The following is a 22,807-nucleotide window of genomic DNA, read 5'->3' as shown; positions in this document are numbered from 1 at the left end:
GCTCAGGTTATCCACAGGCATAAGCGGAATTTTCCGTTTCGGGAGAAGGTCGCCGCATGACGCATCACAACGAGGCCACGGGCCTTTCCGGCAACCGTCCGATCGTTCTGCGCAGCCCGGCCGAACTGGCCGATGCGCTCCCTTACTTGATGGGCTTCCACCCCGACGAGAGTGTCGTCCTGGCAGCCACACATGGCGATGAGGGCGCCCTCGGCGGCCGCGTACGCCTGGGCCTCCCGGAATCCGTCGAGGACTGGCCCGAAACGGCCGAGCAACTTGCCAACTGCCTGATCAAGAGCGGTGTGCGGCGCGGAGCCAAGCCGGACGCCATGGTCGTGTATCTGTGTCGCGAGCCGCGTGACGGCCAGACCGGACGGCAGGTGATGGAGTACCTGCGGCCCCTCGCCGAGGCGCTCGGCGACGCCTGCGTCGCTGCCGGCGTTCCTGTGAGCGAGTCGCTCTGCCTGTCGGGCGGGCGCTACTGGTCCTATCTGTGCCCGGACCCTCGCTGCTGCGCGCCCGAGGGAATGCCGCTGAGCGTGGCCGGCACCTCGGTCATCGCCGCGGCTGCGGCCTATGCAGGGCTCCAGGTACGCGGATCCATCCGGGAGATGGAGAACAGGTACACCCCGTTGGAGGGCTCTGCTTCCGAGGCTCAGGAACGGGCTCTGGACGCAGCGGCGCGCATGCTGGTCCCCCGGATCCTGGAGCAAGAGACGCGGGCAGAGACCGCGGACGAGACGGTGGCGGCGGTCGGCAGGGCGCTTGAGCAGTTTCGGGCAGCGGCGCCGGCTGCGGGCCGGGTGATGGCCGACATCGGCGACGACACACTGCTCAGCGAACGACAGGCCGCGACGCTCATCATCGGTCTCCAGGACCGCACGACTCGGGACCGGGCGGCGGAGTGGATGGAAGGACAGGACGGTGCAGCGGCGCTGCGGCTCTGGCGCTCGCTCGCCAGGCGCTGCGTGGGGGCCTACGCCGAGCACGCGGCCGCCCCACTCACGCTGGCCGGGTGGGTCGCCTGGTCCCTGGGGGACGAGATCGAGGCCCGGGCTGTTCTGTGCATGGCGTTGCGCCGTGTTCCGGACTACACGTTCGCCCGTCTCCTGCATCACGCGATCATCGAAGGACTCGATCCGGAGTCGGTGCGGAAATGCCTGCGGGCGAGCGGTTCTTCGCCCCAGCCCATGGACGGGCCCCCTGTCGAGCCTGAGCCGGACGCTTCCGGCCGGGAGCCCGAGCAGGACGACACCGAGACGGCAGCGACCGCGGGAACTTCCCCAGGTGCGGACCCGGACTCCGGCGTGCCGGCCACGGAGGGGGATTCGAAACCCACTCCTGCGCCGAAGCCCCTCGTGCCGAGGCAACGTCGGGCCACTTCTCGCCGAGCCGTGAACGGACCGTGGGGAGGAGACCGCACACGACGTCCGCGGACGACACGCAGCGACGTACGCTCGCCCGGCTCGAGGGCGTCGGGCCCGGTAGGGCGCGATCGCCGTTCGGGCACGCCGGGCTCGCGGAGCCGGCGATGAGGCTCTGGGGTCCGGGGAGCTGGACCGGCTGGTGGCGGCGGAGGCCGAAGATCCGGCGTCCCGCTCCCTGTGTGCCGTCCAGTCTGCCCGTCGGAGTCGGCGCCGGTGTTGCTGTGTCAGTGACCGACGTGAGGTATGGCGGCGCAGGACGTGACCGGACGGCGCCGCCTGGCTCGTGCCGGGAGACCGGTGCCGGGCACCGAGCGACCCCTCGCGGACGGCGCCGGCGCCGGAGCGGGCGCTCGGGTGCGGGAGGCTACGGAGTGGAGTTCCCGGTGCGACGTGTCGACGCCAGGATCGCGGGCGAAGCGGATCGGGTGGGCCGGTACGTAGCGGTGAGGGCAGAGGTGACGAGAGGTCCCGCGGCATCGCGAGCCCGATCCACGGACGCTGTCGCACCGGCTCCGGTTCGGGTTGCGGCACCCCCTCCCGCTCCGGCGCCGTCGGGAGGGGTGCCCGTCGGGCGACGCGAGGGGCCGGAGATGATGCGAGCGTCGAGTACGGGCAGGCATCCGCACCGTCTTTCTGAAGCGCCTGCACCTGCACCTGCACCTGCGCCCTCGGCCGCTGCGACGCTTCCTTCCGGGACGTCGCGCCGCCCGCACCCAGCGCGACGTCGGCGGGCCCCGACCGCGGGCGTCGCAGGAGGACGGAAGGGGCGTGCGGCTGCCCCGCCCCGGTTCCGCGTACCGGCCATGCACGATGCGCTGATCGGTGTCGCGCTTCCCCGTCTCTTCATCGGGGCGAGGCACGGTCAGATCACCGGATCGGGACTCGAAGGGTTCTACAGCGGCGGCAAGCGCCTTCTCTCCCAGTGTCGCCTGCGGGTGGCAGGGCAGGAACCGACTCCTCTCCAGGCCCGGATGGTGCGGGCCGACCGAGCCGCCTTCGTCGGCCTCCTGAGTGCTTCCGGCAGCCCCGATCCGGTCCTGATCGTGGAGCGCGTCAGGGTGGCGGCCGGCAGGGAACGGATCGTGCTGCGCAGCGCGGCGCAGCGGGCTCTCCGCATGCCGGTTGAGGTCTCTTTGGGTACGGACCTGGCGGATATCGACGCGCTCGTGAACGGCTTCGGCTCGGCGAGCGTTCCGGCCGGGGTGTGCTCGGCCGGGCTTCGTTGGACGTCGGCCGACGGAGATTGCGTAGTCACGGCCGATCCGCCGCCGGACGACGCCCTGGCCCAATCCGGACTGCTGCGCTGGAACATCCAACTGCCGCCCGCCGGCACCTTCGTGGTCGATCTGACCGTGCAGCCGTTCAAGGAGAGTCAGGCCTGGGCCGGCCGGACCCGAGCCGTACACGCCGCGAGTGAACCGCCGCGCCTGCCGGACCGTCGAACTCGCGCCCGTCCGTCCGGACGGGCAGGCGCGAAGACCATGGTCGAGCCAACCGGTCCGGTGATGCGTCGGAGGAAGGCCGTCGAGGCCGTCCGGCCACCCGTAAGGCCGGGGTTGCGCGGACCGTTCTCGGCTGCTGAAGCGATCTGCGGTGATCCGCGACCGTCCCGGATGCTCCGCACCTGCCTGCAGGATCTGCGCGGGTTGCTTGTTCCTGATCCTGAACACGCTGGGGAGTTGTACCTGGCCGCTGGAGTCCCTTGGCGTTGTGGCCTGTCACCGGGTGAGGCCGTCGCCGCCGCGCGCATGTGCCTGCCGCTGGGAACGGGGCTCGCGTTCGGAACGATGCGGACGTTGGCGAGGGCTCAACACCAGGAGCCGGGGAGGCAGTTCGGGCTGTTGGTCGGATCCCGGGGGCAGGCGACGTCCAGCCGGCGTTCGAACGCGTCCGCATCGGAAGTCGAAGCGACGCTGCTCTTCCCCGCCCTGCTCGCGGAGGCGCGGCTCTGGGGGCTGGCGGATCACGAAGCGGCGCCGCTCGTGCCGACAGCACAACGATGCCTCGACTGGCTCCGACGAGCGGTGGGGGACGGGTCCTACGTCCCGGCCCCCGGGCCGCGCGTACTGTTCCGGGCCGCGACGCAGGCGCATGCGCACCGGGCCGCGCTTCTGGGCGCCGACCTCCTCGATGCCTACGGCTGGCCGGGGGCCGAGGCCTGGCGCCAGTGGGCTCGGGAGCTACGCAGGTCGTTTCGCAGGGACTTCTGGGTCGCGGACCGCGACGGAGGGCGCCCCGCCGCGTACCTGGCCGACGACGGGCGGCCCCATGTCGCACTCAACAGCAGGTCGGCGCACCTCCTGGATCCAGGTCTGTCCGCAGCGGGTGAATTCGCGCCCGCCCTCCTGGACGGCGGGCAGAGCGGGAGGCTGGCCGACCTCCTCGGGGGCCCCGCCATGAACTCCGGGTGGGGACTGCGGAGCCTCGGTACGACGGAGCGTGGCTTCAGCCCGCTGGGCCGGCGCAACGGAGCGGTGCACCTCCACGACACGGCCGTGGCGGCAGCAGGTCTGGTGGCCGTCGGCCGGGAGGCGGATGCTGCTTCGTTGGTCAGGGGTTCGCTGTGCGTGTCTCAGTTCTTCGGTCACCGACTGCCCGAAATGGTCGGTGGGCTTCAGCGGGTGCAGCGCAGCGCTCCGTTGCCGCATCCAGCGGCATGCAGGCCGGCTGCCACGGCCGCCGCCGGGGCGCTGCACATGTTGATCGCACTGGTGGGCGTCAGGCCCGACGTCCCGGCGGGGACGGTGACACTCCGGCCCGCGCGCAGTGTGCCGCTCGGCGACCTGACTCTCACGGGACTCGCGCTGGCCGGTAGTCCCTTCACCGCCCGAGTCGACGGACATGGGCTGGCCATGGTCGAGGAGGTGAAACCAGGCATGCGTCTGCGGACTTGAGGCGCGGGGGTACGAACGAACGCCGGGTTGGGACGATGGCGCAGTGGCCCACTCGTACGGGCTGGGGGCCGCTGGGGAACGTTCGGAGGTTCGGCCGGACGATCGTCGGCTTGCCTGGTCCGGCCACGCACTGCCCGACTCCGTCGCCCGTCCGGCCCACGGCGGGCCGGCCGGCGCAGGCCACCAGTTGTGGCCGGCGAGCGTCGATCTTCCTCCGCAAGGGAGTGTTTATCGTCAGGCAGACGACTATGATCACGGCATGTCGCCCTACGACCCGTCGGCCTTCCCGCCCTTCGCCGTCACCGTCGACCTGGTGGTGCTGACCGTTCGACGGCACGAGCTGTGTGCACTGGCCGTGCGCAGGGGAGAGCCGCCGTTCCAGGGGCGCTGGGCCCTGCCCGGCGGTTTTGTACGGGACGACGAGGACCTGGCCGCCGCGGCGGCGCGTGAGCTCGTGGAGGAGACGGGCCTGCGGGTCCACGACGCAGACGCTTCCGCGCCGTCAGCCGGCAATGACGCCCACCTCGAGCAGCTCGCCACCTACGGCGACCCGAAGCGCGACCCCCGGATGCGTGTGGTCAGCGTCGCGCACCTCGCGCTCGCGCCCGACCTGCCCGCACCCCGGGCCGGTGGCGATGCGCACAGTGCCCGCTGGGCAGCCGTCGACGCCTTCCTCGAGCAGGACAGCGACGGCACAGGAACCCTCGCCTTCGACCACGGTCAGATCCTCGCCGACGGCGTGGAGCGGGCACGATCGAAGATCGAGTACTCCTCCCTGGCCACGGCTTTCTGCCCGAACGAGTTCACGGTGGGGGAGCTGCGCAGGGTGTACGAGGCGGTGTGGGGCGTAGTGCTGGATCCGCGCAACTTCCACCGCAAGGTCACGGGTACGCCAGGGTTCCTTGTGCCCACCGGTGGGACGACCACCCGCCAAGGCGGCCGTCCCGCACAACTGTTCAGGGCCGGTGGGGCCACGCTTCTCAACCCACCGATGCTGCGCCCCGAAGTGTGAGGGTGGCGGCCACACTCGCCGCCCAGCCCCTGCCCGAATTGCCGGAAACATCGCGTTATCTTGCTGGAGACCCTTCGGGATCCCTACGTCCCGCGAGAGAAGCGATGATTCAGGCCACTGGACTGACCACTCACACCCGACAGGGCAAGCCGCCCACCGTCGACGACGTGTCCTTCGAGGCCCGAGCCGGCCGTGTGACGGCTCTGCTCGGTGCCGCAGGCTCGGGCACCGGCGCCGCGCTGCGGCTGATGCTCGAGCTGCAACCCGGCCGAGGCGTCACGTACTTCAGAGGCCGCCCGCTGCACCGCATCCCACATCCGTCGCGCGAGGTGGGCGTGCTGCTGGGGCAGGTGCCCGGACACCCCGGACGTTCCGTCAGGGGGCAACTGCGCATGCTGTGCGCGGCCGTGGGCGTGCCGGTGGTCAGAGCTGACGACGTGCTGGAGGTCGTCGGGCTGGTCAGTCTGCGGGACGAGCGGCTCGGGACGCTCTCCCGTGGCCTGGACCGTCGTCTCGGACTGGCCTGTGCGTTGTTGGGTGACCCGCACACTCTGGTGCTCGACTCGCCCGCGGACGGGCTGTCCTCGCGCGAGGCGGCTTGGTTGCACGGCGTTCTGCGGGCGTACGCCGGCCAGGGTGGCACGGTGCTGTTCGCGACCGCGGATGCGAAGGAGGCGGCCCGTACCGCGGACCACGTCGTCACTCTTGAGCGCGGAAAGATCGTCGGTGACCAGGCAGTTGAGGACTTTGCCCGCACCCGGCTCCGTCCGCGGGTCGCAGTGGTGTCGCCCTACGCGGCACGGCTCGCTGCTCTCCTCACGAAGGAGGCACGGGTCGGGCGTCGTTCGGTAGAGGTCGCACGGGAAGGGGGCAACCGGCTGTCGGTATACGGCAGCAGCTGTGCGGCGGTGGGCGATATCGCCTTCAGGCACGGCGTCCTGGTGCATCAACTCGCTGACGAGACAGGCGACTCCGGCCCATCGGCACCGCTGCCGCACGAAGAATCCGGCAACGTGACCGGCGACGATCACGAATGGACCGACGGCGATCTCGACCAGGCTCCGACGGCCCCGCCCACGCCCGAGGCAGCGGACGAATGCACCACCACGACTGCCCCGGGCGCCACCGCATCCACCCGCGGTGCGGAGCCGGCCCGCGCACCGTCCCCGGTGGCTGCCTCCCTTCCGGTAACGCCGGACCAAGCGTTGTCGCCACTCCCGCCGCCCATCTCCGTACGTCCGTCGAGGGCGCCGTTGCGCCCGCTGCGGTACGAATTGCGGAGGGCACTCGGCGTGAGCACCGGTTTCCTGGTCGTCCTGTCGGTCTTGGCCGTGTCGGCGGTGACCGCCGTGGTCCTGGCGAGGACAGGTCACACTCCGGTGCCCCGCCTCCTGGCCGCCTGGCACCTGGAGATGCCGCTGCCCCCCGCGGCCTTGGGCGCCGGACTGCTGGGTGCCCTGGCGTTCGGTGACGAGTTCCGGCACCCTGCGCTGGCAGTGGACCGGGGGACCGTGCCACGCAGGATCGGCCTCCTGCTGGCGAAACTGCTCGTCTCGGCAGTAACCGCAGCGATCCTCGCAGTGATCACTCTGCTCACGGACAGGGCGACCCTCCACCTGTTCTACGGCGACGAGATGACGGCGGTGCCCGGCAACTGGCCGTCTCTGCTGACGGGTTGGATCGCCCTCGCGGTGGGTTGTGCGTGGGCCGGGGTGCTGGCGGCAGGAGTGTTCCGGTCCACCGCGGCAGGGCTGGCGGCCGTCCTCGCGGTTCCTGTGGCGCTGGTGCCGGCCGTGCAGAAGCTGCTGGCCGGACCGGCCGTGCGCTCCGCAACGGGACTCCCGGAGAGGCTGCGGGAACTGGCCCTTGTGCCGTGGCCGGCGGGCGGCAACCACTATGTCGCCTCCGTTGTGCGGATTCTGGCTCAACCGGTGGGCGGCGCCCTCCTCTTGAGCCTGGGCGCCCTCCTCGTCGCCTACGTTCTGACATCGCTCAGGCCGCGGCCCCGGGCTCGCTAGAGGACCGTTGTGCCGGGGTAGTTCACAGAGGGTCACAGATCTGTCGGCAATCTGCCGCCGGCCGCCGCGCTCTACTGCGACGGCAACCGTCTGGCCTCACGAATCGTGCAGTGAACGGAACTTGAGGCACGCGAATCCCAACTCCCGGCAATCGCACACAGTTACCGAGCAATATGTCTGATTCATCACGATAAGCCGTCAATTGCGGCAAGGTAAGCGATCACCCTTTCGTGTGCTTTTCACCAAAGACCTCAAGGGGGTTGGAGGCGGAGCCGACAAAGGATGCGTGAGTACCCTTGCGCACACCATGATGACCACCGCCCGCTCCGCCGGCTCAGGCCTTGCCGGCCCGGGTGAACTCGACCGCTATCCCTATGCAGAGCCCTCTGCGGCGGGGCGCGCCCCGGCGCCTTCCTGGGAGGGGGCGGAGTCCGACCTCGGACGGGTCGGACGACGCCCCGCAGGCAGCCGCGGGCGCGGACTGCACGGCCAACTCGTCCAGCAGCTGGGGCAGATGATCGTCTCGGGTGACCTCGGGGCGGACCGTCCACTCGTCCCCGAGGAGATCGGCCAGCGCTTCGAGGTCTCGAGGACCGTCGTCCGCGAGTCGCTCCGCGTCCTCGAGGCCAAGGGCCTGGTCAGCGCCCGCCCGAACGTGGGCACGCGAGTCCGCCCGGTCAGCGACTGGAACCTGCTCGACCCCGACATCATCGAATGGCGCGCCTTCGGCCCGCAGCGCGACGACCAGCGTCGCGAGCTCAGTGAGCTGCGTTGGACGATCGAGCCGCTGGCCGCACGCCTCGCCGCGGGCCACGGACGCGAAGATGTCCAGCAGCGTCTCGCCGACATGGTCGACATCATGGGCCGGGCGCTGGACGCGGGTGACGCGATCACGTTCTCCCGCGCGGACGCGGAGTTCCATTCCCTGCTGATCCAGGTCGCGGGCAACCGCATGATGGAGCACCTGTCGGGCATCGTCTCTGCCGCCCTGCACGTCTCCGGCGGTCCGGTCACCGGCTGCGACCGTCCGACCGACACTTCGCTCGCCCAGCACGGCCGCATCGTCGACGCGCTCGCGGCCGGCGACGGCGCTTCGGCCGAAGGGGCGATGCGGCAGCTGCTGACCGCGCTCCCGGACGTCGACCGTGTGGTTCCGGCGCCTCGCGAGGTCCCCGCACCGCGCGAGCACTGACCCCCGGAGCGCGCTCCCTCGTCGGTGCACGCGCCGTTCCGGACTCCGTGCCGAGTCGCCGGCTCCCCATCGGGCCCGGCGACTCGCGCATGGGTGGCTATCTGTACATAAATGTCAAGCACTGACCGTTTTAGACGGTTACGGGGTGTGACTCGGGCCACGCGGATTGGGCGTAACGCTCCACGAGGTAGCGCGATGACCTAAGAGGCGACAGTCGAGGAGGGAATACAGCAGCCGTTCACGGCGCTGTCCAGCTCTGACGCCCCGCCCGTGCCGTCGGCCATCCCCAGTCGGCGGTCAGCGGTTCCGGTCCCATGAGGACGGTGCCGGAAGCCGTTTCCATCGTTCCGAGAGGTTGTTCGTGTCGGCCAGCACATCCCGTACGCTCCCGCCGGAGATCGCCGAGTCCGAGTCTGTCATGGCGCTCATCGAGCGGGGAAAGGCCGAGGGGCAGATCGCCGGCGACGACGTGCGTCGAGCCTTCGAAGCTGACCAGATTCCGGCCACTCAGTGGAAGAACGTTCTGCGCAGCCTCAACCAGATCCTCGAGGAAGAGGGTGTGACGCTGATGGTCAGTGCCGCGGAGTCGCCGAAGCGCCCCCGTAAGAGCGTCGCAGCGAAGAGTCCGGTGAAGCGCACCGCTACCAAGACCGTCGCCGCCAAGGCGGCCACGGCGAAGAAGGCGACTGCCACCGCGCCTGCGACCGCATCCGACGCCCCGGTCGAGGAGACCGAGGAGACCGCTCCGGAGAAGAAGGCCGCCGCCAAGAAGGCACCGGCGAAGAAGACGACGGCGAAGAAGACCGTCGCGAAGAAGACCGCGGCGAAGAAGACCGCGGGCAAGAAGGACCTCGACGAGCTCGTCGAGGGCGACGACGCGGTCGAGGAGACCGCCGCCGCCCCCGCCAAGCCGGGCGAGGAGGAGACCGAGGAGACCGGCGGCGAGGCCAAGGGCTTCGTCCTCTCCGACGACGACGAGGACGACGCGCCGGCGCAGCAGGTCGCGGTCGCCGGAGCCACGGCCGACCCGGTCAAGGACTACCTGAAGCAGATCGGCAAGGTCCCGCTGCTCAACGCGGAGCAGGAGGTCGAGCTCGCCAAGCGGATCGAGGCCGGCCTGTTCGCCGAGGACAAGCTGGCGAACTCCGACAAGCTGGCCCCCAAGCTCAAGCGCGAGCTGGAGATCATCGCGGAGGACGGTCGCCGGGCCAAGAACCACCTGCTCGAGGCCAACCTGCGCCTGGTCGTCTCGCTCGCCAAGCGCTACACGGGCCGCGGCATGCTCTTCCTGGACCTGATCCAGGAGGGCAACCTGGGCCTCATCCGTGCGGTCGAGAAGTTCGACTACACCAAGGGCTACAAGTTCTCGACGTACGCGACCTGGTGGATCCGTCAGGCGATCACGCGCGCGATGGCCGACCAGGCCCGCACCATCCGTATTCCGGTGCACATGGTCGAGGTCATCAACAAGCTCGCGCGTGTGCAGCGGCAGATGCTCCAGGACCTGGGCCGCGAGCCCACGCCGGAGGAGCTGGCCAAGGAACTCGACATGACCCCGGAGAAGGTCATCGAGGTCCAGAAGTACGGCCGTGAGCCGATCTCGCTGCACACTCCGCTCGGCGAGGACGGAGACAGCGAGTTCGGTGACCTCATCGAGGACTCCGAGGCGGTCGTTCCGGCCGACGCGGTCAGCTTCACGCTGCTGCAGGAGCAGCTGCACTCGGTGCTCGACACCCTCTCCGAGCGTGAGGCGGGCGTCGTCTCGATGCGGTTCGGTCTGACTGACGGTCAGCCGAAGACGCTCGACGAGATCGGCAAGGTCTACGGGGTGACGCGCGAGCGCATCCGTCAGATCGAGTCGAAGACGATGTCCAAGCTCCGCCACCCGTCCCGCTCCCAGGTACTGCGCGACTACCTGGACTAGACAGCCGGTCGGGGGACGGTCGGTCCGTCCCCCGCGCCGAAGGGCCCGGACTCCTCAGGAGTCCGGGCCCTGTGCTTTTGCGCGCATGCGCGGCTGTGAGGCCTCGACGACGCTGAGTGTGGCATTGCAACCCAGTGTGAGGAGAGCGCATGCGTCGCCGTCCCTTCGCAGGTACGGAGTCGAGTACGCCGACGAGTACGCCACCGGGGTCGTGGCCGGGAACGCTGGGCCTGCTCGCGACGGTCACAGCGGTCATCGCCCCGCTGGTCGCGCCGCCACCCGCCGTGGCGGACAGCGTGATTGTCGGCGGTCGGCCGGTGCAGGTCGCGGATCACCCATGGACGGTCGCGGTCTCCAGTCGTGACCGGTTCGGGGGTACGCGTTCCGGCCAGTTCTGCGGTGGCGCGGTGATCGGAAAGCGGACCGTCCTGACGGCCGCCCACTGTCTGGGTGAGGACGTGCTGGGCGCGCCGCTCGGGCAGGTGCGGGACCTCCGGGTGATCTCCGGGCGCGGCGACCTCCGCGAGAAGGACGGCCGTGAACTGCCCGTGCAGGACGTGTGGATCGACCCGGAGTACGACGAGTACACGAACGCCGGGGACGTGGCCGTGCTCACGGTGGACGCCGATCTGCCGAAGTCCACGGCCGTGCCTCTGGCAGAGAAGGGCGACGACTCGGCGTACCGCGCGGGCACACCGGCGGACGTCCTCGGTTGGGGGGATACGACCGGAACTGGGGACTACGCATCGGTGCTGCGGGCTGCCCGGGTGAAGGTGCTGCCGGACAGGGATTGCGAGGAGGCCTACCCGGGCACGGCGGACGGCAGGTATCTGAAGGCGTCCATGCTCTGCGCGGGTGAGGAAGCGGGTGGCCGGGACGCGTGCCAGGGCGACAGCGGGGGCCCGTTGGTGGCGCGCGGGCGGCTCATCGGCCTCGTCTCGTGGGGCAGTGGCTGCGGGAAGGCGGGCAGTCCAGGGGTCTACACGCGGATCTCCGACGTGGTGCGCCGGAACCCCGAGACGGCGCGCGGCACCAGCCCGTCTCCCACGAAGGAAGACGACGGCGGCCTGGGCGAATCGGGCGACGGTCCTGCCGAGAGCGGCGGCTCCGACGTGCCGGCAGAGGAGGGAGCTTCGGAATCGGAGACTCCGCGTCCGCCCGCCGATGCGCCGTCCGGGGAGTCCGACGCCCCCGTCGAGTCCGGCTCGGACGAAGGCGTGCCACTGGACGAGGGCGGGCTGGACCAGCCGCCCCGTCAGCCGGCCACGGATCGGCCCACCGGTAGCCCGCAACCGTCGGCTTCAGCAAGCTCCGCACCGGACGCGACGGAGACGGATCCCCAGGAGAGCGGCGGGCGTCCAGGGTCGGACGCCGGCGAACAGTCGGCTTCCCCGGGCCCCGCCGCACGTGGCAGAGGACCCGCTGGTGGCGCGCCACAGGCGGAGGGCGCCGAGGCACCGGCAGACGCGTCGCCGGCGGAGCGCCCCACGGAACGGACCGAGAAGGCCTCCAGGGCTGCCGCTCAGGACGGCGCGCGCCAGGACGGGGGTACGCACGGTCCGACGTCCGACACGGGCGCAGCGGAGCGTGCTGAGCTCCCGCGTGCGGCGGGCTCAGGGCCGGGCCGTGCGGGAGCGGGTAAGTCCTGAGCGACCCGACGCGCGGGACGCGGACATGAGAACGGGCGGTGGCCCCTGGTGGATCCAGGGGTCACCGCCCATTGACCGGCCTCGAGCCGGTCCAGGCTCGTCGTTGTGCGAGGCGTCAGTGATCCTCGTCGTTTGCAGGCACGGCCGTAAGCCGTTCTGTCTCGTCCTGTATCTCAGCGGCGATCTTCTTGAGTTCCGGCTCGAACTTGCGGCCGTGGTGGGCGCAGAAGAGCAGTTCACCGCCGCTCAACAGGACGACGCGCAGATATGCCTGGGCGCCGCAGCGGTCGCACCGGTCTGCGGCCGTCAGCGGGGTCGCGGGGGTCAGAACAGTAGTCACGTCGCCTCTTCTCTAGCTCGACGAGCTGTCGTACCAGGGTCAACATCCAACCAGCCCCAAAACGTTCCCGCTCGTGGCATTCCCTCGAAAATTCTTTCCGAGGCGGCTGTCTGCTGCCGGTTGGCGGCGAATGTGCCGTATTACGTGTCTTACGGTTTTCGCTTGGTCTGCCGAGTTCGTATGTCGAATGGGTTGTGGATCATCTTGGCCCTCCCAGCCAGGTGCGGCTGGTTGTTCATGAGGACGTGCCCGGAGCCTAAATGGTTCATGCGCGCTTGGGAACGTGATATCCGCATCACCCCATCGAGGGATCGAACACCCATGCGACCGTGGACTAGTCTGAGCGCAGACGAGGGTGGCGGTACATCGGCTCTACCAGGCCTCGGTACCCTCTGACCGGCGACCGACGCCGGACCCTGTTCACTGGGGTCTTCATCAGAATTCAGCGAGGAGCGAAACGCGTGACCGCCGAGACGTCCGTGCCGTCCACTGCGCTGCTGACCGGAGCAGACCGGGACGGCTCCAACTACACCGCGCGGCACCTTCTCGTCCTCGAGGGGCTGGAAGCCGTCCGTAAGCGCCCCGGTATGTATATCGGGTCGACGGACAGCCGCGGACTCATGCACTGCCTGTGGGAGATCATCGACAACTCCGTCGACGAGGCTCTCGGCGGGTACTGCGACCGCATCGACGTGATCCTGCACCACGACGGCTCCGTCGAGGTCAGGGACAACGGCCGGGGCATCCCGGTCGACGTGGAGCCCAAGACGGGGCTCTCGGGCGTCGAGGTCGTCATGACCAAGCTGCACGCCGGCGGCAAGTTCGGCGGTGGCGCCTACGCGGCCTCCGGCGGCCTGCACGGTGTCGGTGCCTCCGTGGTCAACGCGCTGTCGGCGCGCCTCGACGTCGAGGTCGACCTGCGCAGCGCCACGCATGCGATCAGCTTCCGGCGCGGGGTGCCGGGGCAGTTCTCCAAGGAGGGGCCGGACGCCCCCTTCGAGGCCTCCAGCGGCACCGTCAAGGGCAAGCGGATCCCGAAGACCCGTACCGGCACCCGGGTGCGGTACTGGGCGGACCGGCAGATCTTCCTCAAGGACGCCAAGCTCTCGCTCGAGACGCTGCACCAGCGCGCCCGCCAGACGGCCTTCCTGGTTCCGGGTCTGACGATCGTCGTCCGGGACGAGCGCGACCTCGAGGGCATCGGCAAGAGCGAGGAGACGTTCCGCTTCGACGGCGGAATCAGTGAGTTCTGCGAGTACCTCGCTCAGGACAAGGCGATCTGCGACGTCCAGCGGCTGTCGGGTCAGGGCACCTTCAAGGAGACCGTCCCGGTGCTCGACGATCTCGGGCACATGACGCCCACCGAGGTCACCCGTGAGCTCGGTGTGGACATCGCGCTCCGCTGGGGCACGGGGTACGACACCACGATCAAGTCCTTCGTGAACATCATCGCCACCCCCAAGGGCGGCACCCACGTCAGCGGCTTCGAGCGGTCGCTCGCCAAGACGGTGAACGAGCAGCTCCGGGCACAGAAGGTGCTGCGGGTCGCCGAGGACGACGTCGTCAAGGACGACGCCCTCGAAGGGCTCACCGCAGTGGTCACGGTCCGTCTCGCCGAGCCGCAGTTCGAGGGGCAGACCAAGGAGGTGCTCGGCACCTCCGCCGCCAACCGCATCGTGGCCAACGTCGTGGCGAAGGAGCTCAAGGCGTTCCTGGCCTCGACCAAGCGGGACGCCAAGGCCCAGGCGCGGGCGGTCCTCGAGAAGACCGTCGCCGCCGCTCGGACGCGTATCGCCGCCCGTCAGCACAAGGAGGCGCAGCGGCGGAAGACCGCGCTCGAGTCGTCCTCGTTGCCGGCCAAGCTCGCCGACTGCCGCAGTGACGATGTCGACCGCAGTGAGCTCTTCATCGTCGAGGGGGACTCCGCGCTCGGCACTGCGAAGCTCGCCCGGAACTCGGAGTTCCAGGCGCTGCTCCCGATCCGCGGCAAAATCCTCAACGTTCAGAAGGCGTCCGTCTCGGACATGCTCAAGAACGCCGAGTGCGGGGCGATCATCCAGGTCATAGGAGCAGGGTCGGGCCGTACCTTCGATCTCGACGCGGCCCGCTACGGGAAGATCATCCTGCTCGTCGACGCCGATGTGGACGGCGCTCATATCCGCATCCTGCTGCTGACTCTCTTCCAGCGGTACATGCGGCCGATGGTCGAGGCCGGCCGGGTCTTCGCGGCGGTCCCGCCCTTGCACCGGATCGAGCTCGTCCAGCCCAAGAAGGGCCAGGACAAGTACGTCTACACGTACTCCGACAACGAACTGCGTTCGACCCTGCTCGAGTTCGAGCGCAAGGGAATCCGCTTCAAGGACTCGATCCAGCGCTACAAGGGCCTCGGCGAGATGGATGCCGATCAGCTCGCGGAGACGACCATGGACCCCCGGTTCCGCACCCTGCGCCGGATCAACATCAGCGATCTGGACTCCTCCGAGCAGGTCTTCGACCTCCTGATGGGGAACGAGGTCGCGCCCCGCAAGGAGTTCATCACCAGCTCCGCCGCCACTCTCGACCGCTCGCGTATCGACGCCTGAACTCGCTCGCGGGGCAGCGGCCGGACGCCGTGCCCCGCGAGCGAGTGCACCCCTGGGTGGAGAGAGGCTCCACCCAGGGCCCACCCAAGATCCACCCGCGCTCCGATCCGCCGCACGCCGGACACCAGTAACGTCGAAGACAGCATCGTCCTGACCAGAGGACTTTGGACGTGGACCGGTGATGTCGGGGGAGAGCGGGCTCTCGGCACCCCGTCCGTGATGGGTGAGTGAAGCGGTGCACGACCGGCCCGCGGCGCGGTGTCCGGAGGTGGAGGGGAACGGTATGGGGTGGCGTAGGTGGACGGAATGGCCCACGCCTGAGGCGCTCTCGCGAGTGGGTGTGCCGAAGGCGAGGATGGGCCTCGATCTGGCACTGCGGGCGGGGTTGGCCCTGTGGCTGCTGCTGGGCGCGTACCACGCGCATGTGCTTCCTGGAGCCGGTCAGATCGTGGTGCTGGGTGCGGTGGGCACCTGCATCGCCGCTGCGGCCGTTTTTCAGCGAGCCACCCAGGACAACCGGTTGTGGCTGTCGTGCGCGCTGCTTTCCGTGCTCGGTGTGGTCGGCCTGGTCGGTCATCTGGCCGGGGCGTATCAGCCGGCGGTCCTGCTCTGGATGTCGGTCGCGGTGCTCGCCATGTCCCGGATGCCGCCGATCGCCGGGGTCGTCGCGCAACTGCTGCTCCTCGTGGGCCTCTTGGCGGTGACCCGGGACGGCTTGGGGGAGGTCCTGCTGAGTGCCGGGGCGGTGGCCTTGATCGGAGTCACCCTGCGGGTCGACGAGCAGGCCCGGGGCGCCGGATACCGGCTCCTGGCCCAGGAGCGGGAGATCCGCGCCGCCGAGACCATGGCGGCGGCGCTGGGGGAGCGGGCCAGGATCGCCCGGGAGATCCATGACGTGCTGGCCCACAGTCTGTCCGCACAGACCGTGCACCTGGAGGCCGCCAGGCTGCTGATCGAGCGCGACGCCGGGCGGGAGCAGATACTCGAACGAGTGGTGGCGGCGCGTGTGATGGCACGCGAGGGGCTCGCGGAGACGCGCCAGGCGCTGTCCGCCCTGCGCGGTGAAATGATCCCCGTGGACGAGTACCTGCGCGAGATCGCGGCGATGGACGGCGCCCGTGTGGAAGTGGCCGGTGAGCCCAGGTCGTTGGAGGCCGAGGTGTCCCAGGCGCTGCGACGCGTCGCGCAGGAAGCGCTGACGAACGCCCGCAGACATGCACCGGGCGCACGGATCGAGGTGCGGCTCGGATACGAGCACAGTGAAGTCACCCTGGAGGTCAGGGACTCGGGGCGGACGCGGGAAGCGGCCCCACCGGGCGAGTCCGGTTCCGGCTACGGTCTGCTCGGGATGAGGGAACGGGCAGAGCTGCTCGGCGGCGCCTTGCGGGCGGAGCCGGAGGGGGAGGGCTTCGTGGTGCGGCTGCGAGTGCCGGCATGACAGCGCGAGTGGTGGTCGTCGACGACCAGACCGTGGTGCGCGAGGGCATCGTGATGATCCTGGACCTGTTGGAGGGGATCGAGGTCGTCGGATCGGCGGGCGACGGTGACGAGGCGGTGTCCTTGGTGGCCCGACTGGCCCCGGACGTCGTGCTGATGGACCTGCGGATGCCGCGCTGCGACGGGGTCACCGCCACCCGGCGCATCCGTGAACAGCATCCGGAGACCCAGGTCGTCGTGCTCACGACGTACGTCGACGACGAGTCGCTCTTCCCCGCACTGCGCGCCGGAGCGCGTGGCTATCTCACCAAGGACGCGGGCGGCGACGAGATCGTGCGGGCCGTGCACGCGGTACTCGCGGGACAGGCGGGCCTCGCCCCGCAGATCCAACGCCGGCTCCTGGAGCGGCTCTCGGAGTCCGCGGCCGTGCCGCAGCCGCCCCAGGAGCTGCCGGACGGTCTGACCGCACGCGAGGGCGAGGTCCTCGGCCGTATCGCCGAAGGGCTCACCAACGCCGAGATCGCCCGCAGTCTCCAGGTGTCCACGGCCACGGTGAAGACACACATCAACAAGATCTTCGCGAAGACGGGGGTGCGGGACCGCGCGCAGGCCGTGCGCTATGCGTACCGGCACGGGATCGCGTACCCACCCGGGAAGCGAGTCACCTGATGGAGTGAAGAGCACCGGGAGGAGAGTCCTGGATCTTCCCGTTCTGTCCATCCTTGGGTCCGCGGCCGCGTCCGGCCGCGGACAAGGAGACTTCGGTGGACCAGCACGACAGCCGCGAGACCGGGCACGGTGTCCGGGTCGGTGACCCCGGCGATCACCGTGACCCGTGGGACGACGCCTCGGCCTCCGGCTGGGGCGAACTCGACAGCGGATTCGACGGTGCCGGGGTGCCTGCCGCGACGAAGGCTCTTCCCACCACAACTGCCGCCCCGGCCAACGCTCCGTGGGCCGCAGCGACGCCTCCCGGCCCGCGCACCGAATCCGCGACGGCGGCCGCGAGCGCCGGCGACATCTACCTCGAAGTGCAGCGCAGCGCGGCGTTCCAGGAAGTGCGTGGAAGCTACCGGCGGTTCGTGGTGCCCGCAGTCATCGCCTTCTTCACCTGGTACCTGGCGTATGTGGTGGCGGCCACGACGGTTCCGGACTTCATGGCCCGGCCGGTGGCCGGCGCGGTGAACGTCGCGATGCTCGCCGGGCTCGGGCAGTTCCTCACCACATTCCTGCTGACCTGGGCGTACGCCCGTCATGCACGGCTGCGCCGCGACCGTGCCGCGCTCGAACTGCGCTGGAACACTCAGGAACTGACCCGAGGGATCGACCGTTGACCGGCAATCACCAGACACTGGCGCTGCTTCTGTTCAGTGCGTTCGTCGCCGTCACGCTGGCGATCACCACCTGGGTGAGCCGTACGCGGCAGGGTTCGCCGGAGGAGTTCTACGCCGGCAACCGGCTCTTCTCACCGATGGAGAACGGTTTCGCCATCGCCGGCGACTACATGTCCGCCGCTTCCTTCCTCGGCATCGCGGGCCTCATCGCCCTCTTCGGCTACGACGGCCTCCTCTACTCGGTCGGCTTCCTGGTCGCCTGGCTGGTCGTCCTCTTCCTGGTCGCCGAACTCGTCCGCAACTGCGGCAGGTTCACCCTCGCCGACGTGGTCGCCGCCCGGATGCGGGAGCGGCCGGTGCGGATCGCGGCCGGCACCTCGTCGGTGACCGTCTCCGTGCTGTACCTGGTGGCGCAGATGGTCGGCGCCGGCAGTCTGGTCGCCCTGCTGCTCGGCGGCACGGGACAGGCGGCGCAGACCTGGACGGTGATCGGTGTCGGTGCGCTGATGGTCGTCTACGTGTCGTTCGGCGGCATGCGTGCCACCACCTGGATCCAGATCGTCAAGGCCGTGCTCCTGATGGGCGGCGCCCTCGCCCTCACCGTGCTCGTACTGGTGCGCTTCCACGGGGACTTCAACGACCTGCTGCGTACCGCCGCGGACCGCAGCGGGCACGGCGCGGACTTCCTGGCCCCAGGACTGCACTACGGCGGCGACTGGACCGCGCGCTTCGACTTCATGAGTCTCGGACTCGCGCTGGTGCTCGGTACGGCCGGGCTCCCGCACATCCTGTCGCGCTTCTACACCGTGCCGACCGCCCGCGCCGCACGGCGTTCGGTGGTGTGGGCGATCGGCCTCATCGGCAGCTTCTACCTGATGACCATCGTGCTCGGGTTCGGTGCCGCCGCGATCGTGGGCACCGACGAGGTCCGCCGCTCCAACAGCTCGGGCAACACGGCGATTCCGCTCCTTTCGCTCGACCTCGGTGGCGGCGCGGATTCGACGGGCGGCACGGTTCTCTTCGCGATCGTCGCCGCCGTGGCCTTCGCCACGATCCTGGCCGTGGTCGCCGGCATCACCCTCGCCTCGTCCGCGTCGGTCGCGCACGACCTCTACGCATCGCTCCGCCGCAAGCACGCCAAGCAGCACAGCGAGGTCGCCGTGGCACGCGTGGCAGCCATCGGGATCGGCGTAGCGGCCATCGCCCTCGCCCTGCTCTGCCGGAACCTGAACGTGGCGTTCCTGGTCGGTCTCGCCTTCGCCGTAGCCGCATCCGCCAACCTGCCGGTCCTGCTGTACTCGTTGTTCTGGCGGCAATTCACGACTCGCGGAGCGGTGTGGTCCGTGTACGGCGGGCTCGTCCCCGCCCTCGTCCTCGTCCTGCTGTCGCCCGTGGTGTCCGGGAGCGAGGCGTCGATCCTGTCGGGGCTCGACTTCCAGTTGTTCCCGCTGGAGAACCCGGGACTGGTCTCCATCCCGCTCGGCTTCCTGGCCGGCTGGATCGGCACCGTCACTTCACGGGAGCCCGCGGACGAGGCCAAGCATGCGGAGACGGAGGTCCGCGCCCTGACCGGCGCCGGGGCGGTCTGAGACCGGTGGTCAGCGCCCGGTGGCCCACTCGTAGCGGTGCTCCGGGCGGCCCGTGTCGCCGTACCGCAGGGTGAGGCGGACTCGGCCGGTGCGTTCCAGGAGCTTCAGGTAGCGCTGGGCGGTCTGCCGGCTGAGGCCGGTCCTGTCGGCGACCTCCTGGGCCGACAGGGCGCCGTCCGCGGACGTCATGGCACGCCGCACCAGATCCGCGGTACCGGGGGAGTGGCCCTTCGGCAGCTCCGGCGCGGGTGTGGCGGACAAGGCGCTGAACATCCGGTCCACCTCGGTCTGTTCGGCCTCGCCGCCACCGTCGAGGGTGCGGCGCAGGGCCGCGTATCCGTCGAGTTTCGAGCGGAGTCCGGCGAAGGTGAACGGCTTCACCAGGTACTGGAGCGCCCCGTGCCGCATCGCGGACTGGACGGTGGCGACGTCCCGCGCGGCCGTCACCATGATCACGTCGGTCTGCCGGCCGCTCTCGCGCAGGCTGCGTACCACGTCGAGGCCGGTGGCGTCGGGCAGATAGTGGTCGAGGAGCACCAGGTCGACATGGAGGGCCTCGATCCGCTCCACCGCCTCGGCGGCGGTGTGCGCCTGGGCCGCGACGCGGAAGCCGGCGACCTTCGCCACGTATGCCGCGTTCACCGCGGCGACCCGCCGGTCGTCGTCCACCACCAGTACGTCGATCACCGTGCCTCCTCGACGGTCCCCGGCTGTACGTCCCGCGCCTGCGGAGTCAGAGCCTCCGGCAGTACGACCGTGAACTCGGCGCCTGCCCCGCGGGTGTTCGCCGCCCGGGCAGTACCGCCCTGGCGTTCGGCGAGTCGGCGCACCAAGGGCAGACCGAGCCCGCGCCGTCCGTGGGCCGGCGGCTCCTTGGTCGACCAGCCCTCGGTGAAGATCAGCTCCTGGCGCTCGGGCGGCACGCCGGGACCCGAGTCGCGTACCCGCAGCTCGACGGACCGCCCCTCGGTGCGCAGGGCGACCTCCACGCGCGCGTGGTCGGTGCCGAGGGAGGCGTCCAGGGCGTTGTCGACCAGGTTGCCCACGATGGTGACCAGGTCCTGCGGGTCCACGAGGTGGTCCGGCAGCCGGGTGTCGTCGGACACTCGCAGTGCGACGCCCCGTTCCGCGGCGACCGTGGCTTTTCCGACCAGGAGCGCGGCGAGCAGCGGGTCGCCGACCTTTTCGGTGATCTGCTCGGCGGTGGCGCGATGGGTGCCCACGGTCTCGCCGACGAATTCCACGGCTTCGTCGTACATCTCGAGTTCCAGGAGCCCGAGCAGGGTGTGCAGATGATTGGCGTGCTCGTGGTCCTGGGCTCGCAGGGCGTCGATGAGTCCGCGGGTGGAGTCGAGTTCGCGGCCGAGGCGTTCGAGTTCGGTGCGGTCGCGGAGGGTGGCGACGGCGCCGCCGTCGTCCGTGGGCATCCGGTTGGCGACCAGGACGCGCTGACCGCGCACGGTGACCAGGTCGGTGCCGGTGGCGCGGCCGGTCAGGACGTCCGTGGTGCGGCCGGCGCCGAGGGCGGTGTCGAGAGGTTCGCCGATCGCCTCTGGGCCGAGGGTGAGCAGGCGCTGTGCCTCGTCGTTGAGCAGCCGGATGCGACCGCTCGCGTCGAGGGCCACGACGCCCTCACGGATGCCGTGCAGCATCGCCTCGCGCTCCGCGAGGAGCGCCGAGATGTCGGAGAAGGCGAGGTCGCGGGTCTGTCCCCGGACCCGGCGCGAGATCAGGTACGCGGCCAGCGCGCCCACCGCCAGGGCGCCGCCCGCGTACGCGAAGAGGCTCGGGATGGTGTGCACGAGGCGGTCCCGGACGCTGTCGTACTCGATGCCCACCGAGACCGCGCCGACGACGTCCCCGTCGGCGCTGCGCAGGGGAACCTTGCCGCGGGCGGAACGGCCGAGGGTGCCGTTGTCGATCTCCATGACCTCATGCCCGGCCAGGGCCTCGCCCGGATCGGTGGACACCATGCGGCCGATCTCGTCGGGGCTGGTGTGCGACCAGCGGATTCCGCGGGTGTTCACGACGACGATGTACTCGGCGCCGGTGGCCCGCCGGACGCGTTCCGCCTCCTCCTGCACGGGGCCGTCGACAGCGGGGGCCGTATCCCGCAGATCGGCCGCGACCTGCGGCTGCGCCGCCGTGGTCTGCGCGATGGCCAGGGCCCGGCGCATCGCCTGATCGTCGAGCTGCTCGCTGAGCGGGGCCAGGAAGAGTCCGGTGGCGAGCACGGCCACGCCGGCGGCGATCGACAGCTGCATGAGCAGGACCTGCGAGAAGACCCGTTTGGGCATCCCGATACGCACCCTGCGACCTGCACTCATGCGACGAACGGTACGGTCCCTCGGCCCGAGCCCGAAATTGCCGGCCCGCGTACCGCATCGCGGTCGATGCGGTGGTCGGGCGCCGCCCCGGCCTGGGCTGGGATTCTCCTCGGCGTGTGATCCTCGCTACCACCGAGGTCCATTCGGCCCGGGCACAGCGCGAGGGCCGACGGGCTGCTCCTGCGGAGGGGCCGGGTCGCCAGGCAGTGCCGTCAGGCGGTGCGAGGGACCCCGAGCTGTTCCGCGGCGGCGTCCACCGTCTGCGCGAGCAGGACGGCGATGGTCATCGGCCCGACGCCGCCGGGCACCGGCGTGATCAGACCGGCGCGGGTGCGGGCGGCCTCGAAGTCGACGTCACCGACGTTGCCCGGGTTGTACCCGGCGTCGATCACCACGGCGCCCGGCTTGATGTCGTCACCGCGGACGAGCCGGGGCCGGCCGACGGCTGCCACCACGACGTCGGCTGCCCGGACCGAGGCGGACAGGTCAGCCGTGCGCGAGTGGCAGAACGTGACGGTCGCGTCGCGGGCCAGCAGGAGCATCCCCACCGGCTTGCCGAGAATCGGGCTGCGCCCCACCACCACAGCGTGCCGGCCGGCCAGATCGACGTCGTACGCCTCGAGCAGCCGCATGATTCCGCCCGGCGTGCAGGACACGTAGCCCGGCAGCCCGAAGCTCATCGCGGCGAAGGAGCGCATCGTCACGCCGTCGACGTCCTTCTCGGGGGCGATCGCCTCGAACGCCGCTCGTTCGTCGATGTGCGGGCCACACGGATGCTGGAGCAGGATGCCGTGCACGTCGGGATCTTCGGACAGGCCGGTGAGAGCGGTGGTCAACTCGGCGGTCGTGACGGTGGCGGGCAGTGCGATGTGCCGGGACCTGATCCCCGCCTTCGCGCACCGGGCGCGCTTCATGCGGACGTAGGTGACCGATGCCGGATCGTCTCCCACGAGCACGGTCGCCAGGCAGGGGCTGCTGCCCGCACGCCGTGCGATCTCCGCCGCCCTGTCGGCGGTTTCGGCCACGATGCGTGCGGCAAGTCCGTTGCCGTCCATGAGTTGGGCCGTCCGGGTCGTGGACAT

At 70.3% G+C, this 22,807-nt stretch carries 15 protein-coding genes and 1 pseudogene; 12 read left to right on the top strand and 4 right to left on the bottom strand.

Annotated elements, in window-relative coordinates; all coding sequences use genetic code 11:
* Nucleotides 1-56 precede the first annotated feature (56 nt).
* From DSC45_RS30810 to DSC45_RS36665, 7 genes and pseudogenes are all read left to right on the top strand, one after another.
* Entirely contained in the window at nt 57-1,535 is a 1,479-nt protein-coding gene (locus tag DSC45_RS30810; RefSeq protein ID WP_119295290.1) for a DUF4192 domain-containing protein, read from the top strand.
* A gap of 695 nt (nt 1,536-2,230) precedes the next feature.
* On the top strand, nt 2,231-4,321 hold the full coding sequence (locus DSC45_RS30805; RefSeq protein WP_162929396.1) for a glycogen debranching N-terminal domain-containing protein: 2,091 nt from the start codon (nt 2,231-2,233) through the stop codon (nt 4,319-4,321).
* 259 nt (nt 4,322-4,580) lie between these two features.
* Complete coding sequence (locus DSC45_RS30800; protein ID WP_119295288.1) at nt 4,581-5,333, top strand: NUDIX hydrolase; 753 nt, start codon at nt 4,581-4,583, stop codon at nt 5,331-5,333.
* Nucleotides 5,334-5,437: 104 nt separating this feature from the next.
* On the top strand, nt 5,438-7,351 hold the full coding sequence (locus DSC45_RS30795; protein WP_119295287.1) for an ATP-binding cassette domain-containing protein: 1,914 nt from the start codon (nt 5,438-5,440) through the stop codon (nt 7,349-7,351).
* Between the two features lie 286 nt (nt 7,352-7,637).
* The gene (locus DSC45_RS30790) at nt 7,638-8,543 is read left to right on the top strand and encodes a FadR/GntR family transcriptional regulator (RefSeq protein ID WP_119295286.1); all 906 of its coding nucleotides are present in this window, start codon (nt 7,638-7,640) and stop codon (nt 8,541-8,543) included.
* A 361-nt stretch (nt 8,544-8,904) separates the two neighbouring features.
* Entirely contained in the window at nt 8,905-10,467 is a 1,563-nt protein-coding gene (locus DSC45_RS30785; protein ID WP_276145480.1) for an RNA polymerase sigma factor, read from the top strand.
* A gap of 224 nt (nt 10,468-10,691) precedes the next feature.
* Nucleotides 10,692-11,462 (top strand): annotated as a pseudogene (locus DSC45_RS36665) (serine protease); the annotation flags it as partial.
* Between the two features lie 769 nt (nt 11,463-12,231).
* On the opposite strand, the gene DSC45_RS30775 reads toward DSC45_RS36665, so the two are convergent.
* Nucleotides 12,232-12,456 (bottom strand): DUF7455 domain-containing protein, encoded by a 225-nt coding sequence (locus DSC45_RS30775; RefSeq protein WP_119295283.1) that lies wholly within the window; start codon nt 12,454-12,456, stop codon nt 12,232-12,234.
* 461 nt (nt 12,457-12,917) lie between these two features.
* Here DSC45_RS30775 and DSC45_RS30770 point away from each other — a divergent pair, with 461 nt between their 5' ends.
* From DSC45_RS30770 to DSC45_RS30750, 5 genes are all read left to right on the top strand, one after another.
* Nucleotides 12,918-15,038 carry a DNA gyrase/topoisomerase IV subunit B gene (locus DSC45_RS30770; protein ID WP_119295282.1) on the top strand — a complete coding sequence of 707 codons (2,121 nt, stop codon included), beginning with the start codon at nt 12,918-12,920 and terminating at the stop codon, nt 15,036-15,038.
* Between the two features lie 283 nt (nt 15,039-15,321).
* On the top strand, nt 15,322-16,476 hold the full coding sequence (locus DSC45_RS30765; RefSeq protein WP_119295281.1) for a sensor histidine kinase: 1,155 nt from the start codon (nt 15,322-15,324) through the stop codon (nt 16,474-16,476).
* Nucleotides 16,473-17,144 (top strand): response regulator, encoded by a 672-nt coding sequence (locus tag DSC45_RS30760; protein ID WP_119295280.1) that lies wholly within the window; start codon nt 16,473-16,475, stop codon nt 17,142-17,144. The genes DSC45_RS30765 and DSC45_RS30760 overlap by 4 nt, the downstream gene beginning before the upstream one ends.
* Before the next feature lie 95 nt (nt 17,145-17,239).
* On the top strand, nt 17,240-17,809 hold the full coding sequence (locus DSC45_RS30755) for a DUF485 domain-containing protein (RefSeq protein ID WP_240434942.1): 570 nt from the start codon (nt 17,240-17,242) through the stop codon (nt 17,807-17,809).
* Nucleotides 17,806-19,398, top strand: a complete 1,593-nt coding sequence (locus DSC45_RS30750) for a solute symporter family protein (protein ID WP_119295278.1) — start codon at nt 17,806-17,808, stop codon at nt 19,396-19,398. Before DSC45_RS30755 ends, DSC45_RS30750 begins: the two co-directional genes overlap by 4 nt.
* A gap of 9 nt (nt 19,399-19,407) precedes the next feature.
* Here the strand turns inward: DSC45_RS30750 and DSC45_RS30745 are convergent, their stop codons facing one another.
* The 3 genes from DSC45_RS30745 to DSC45_RS30735 all read right to left on the bottom strand — a co-directional run bounded on the left by DSC45_RS30745 (nt 19,408) and on the right by DSC45_RS30735 (nt 22,807).
* Nucleotides 19,408-20,085: a response regulator gene (locus DSC45_RS30745; RefSeq protein WP_119295277.1), complete on the bottom strand. Its 678-nt coding sequence runs from the start codon at nt 20,083-20,085 to the stop codon at nt 19,408-19,410.
* Nucleotides 20,082-21,725, bottom strand: coding sequence for an ATP-binding protein (locus DSC45_RS30740; protein ID WP_119295276.1), 1,644 nt, complete (start codon nt 21,723-21,725; stop codon nt 20,082-20,084). The genes DSC45_RS30745 and DSC45_RS30740 overlap by 4 nt, the downstream gene beginning before the upstream one ends.
* A 212-nt stretch (nt 21,726-21,937) precedes the next feature.
* The gene (locus DSC45_RS30735) at nt 21,938-22,807 is read right to left on the bottom strand and encodes a bifunctional 5,10-methylenetetrahydrofolate dehydrogenase/5,10-methenyltetrahydrofolate cyclohydrolase (protein WP_119295275.1); all 870 of its coding nucleotides are present in this window, start codon (nt 22,805-22,807) and stop codon (nt 21,938-21,940) included.

Origin of the sequence: Streptomyces sp. YIM 130001 (assembly GCF_003574445.1) — a bacterium.
Taxonomy (GTDB): domain Bacteria; phylum Actinomycetota; class Actinomycetes; order Streptomycetales; family Streptomycetaceae; genus Streptomyces.
The sequence above is the reverse complement of the archived record's forward strand: the minus strand, read 5'-3'. Positions and strand labels throughout refer to the sequence as shown.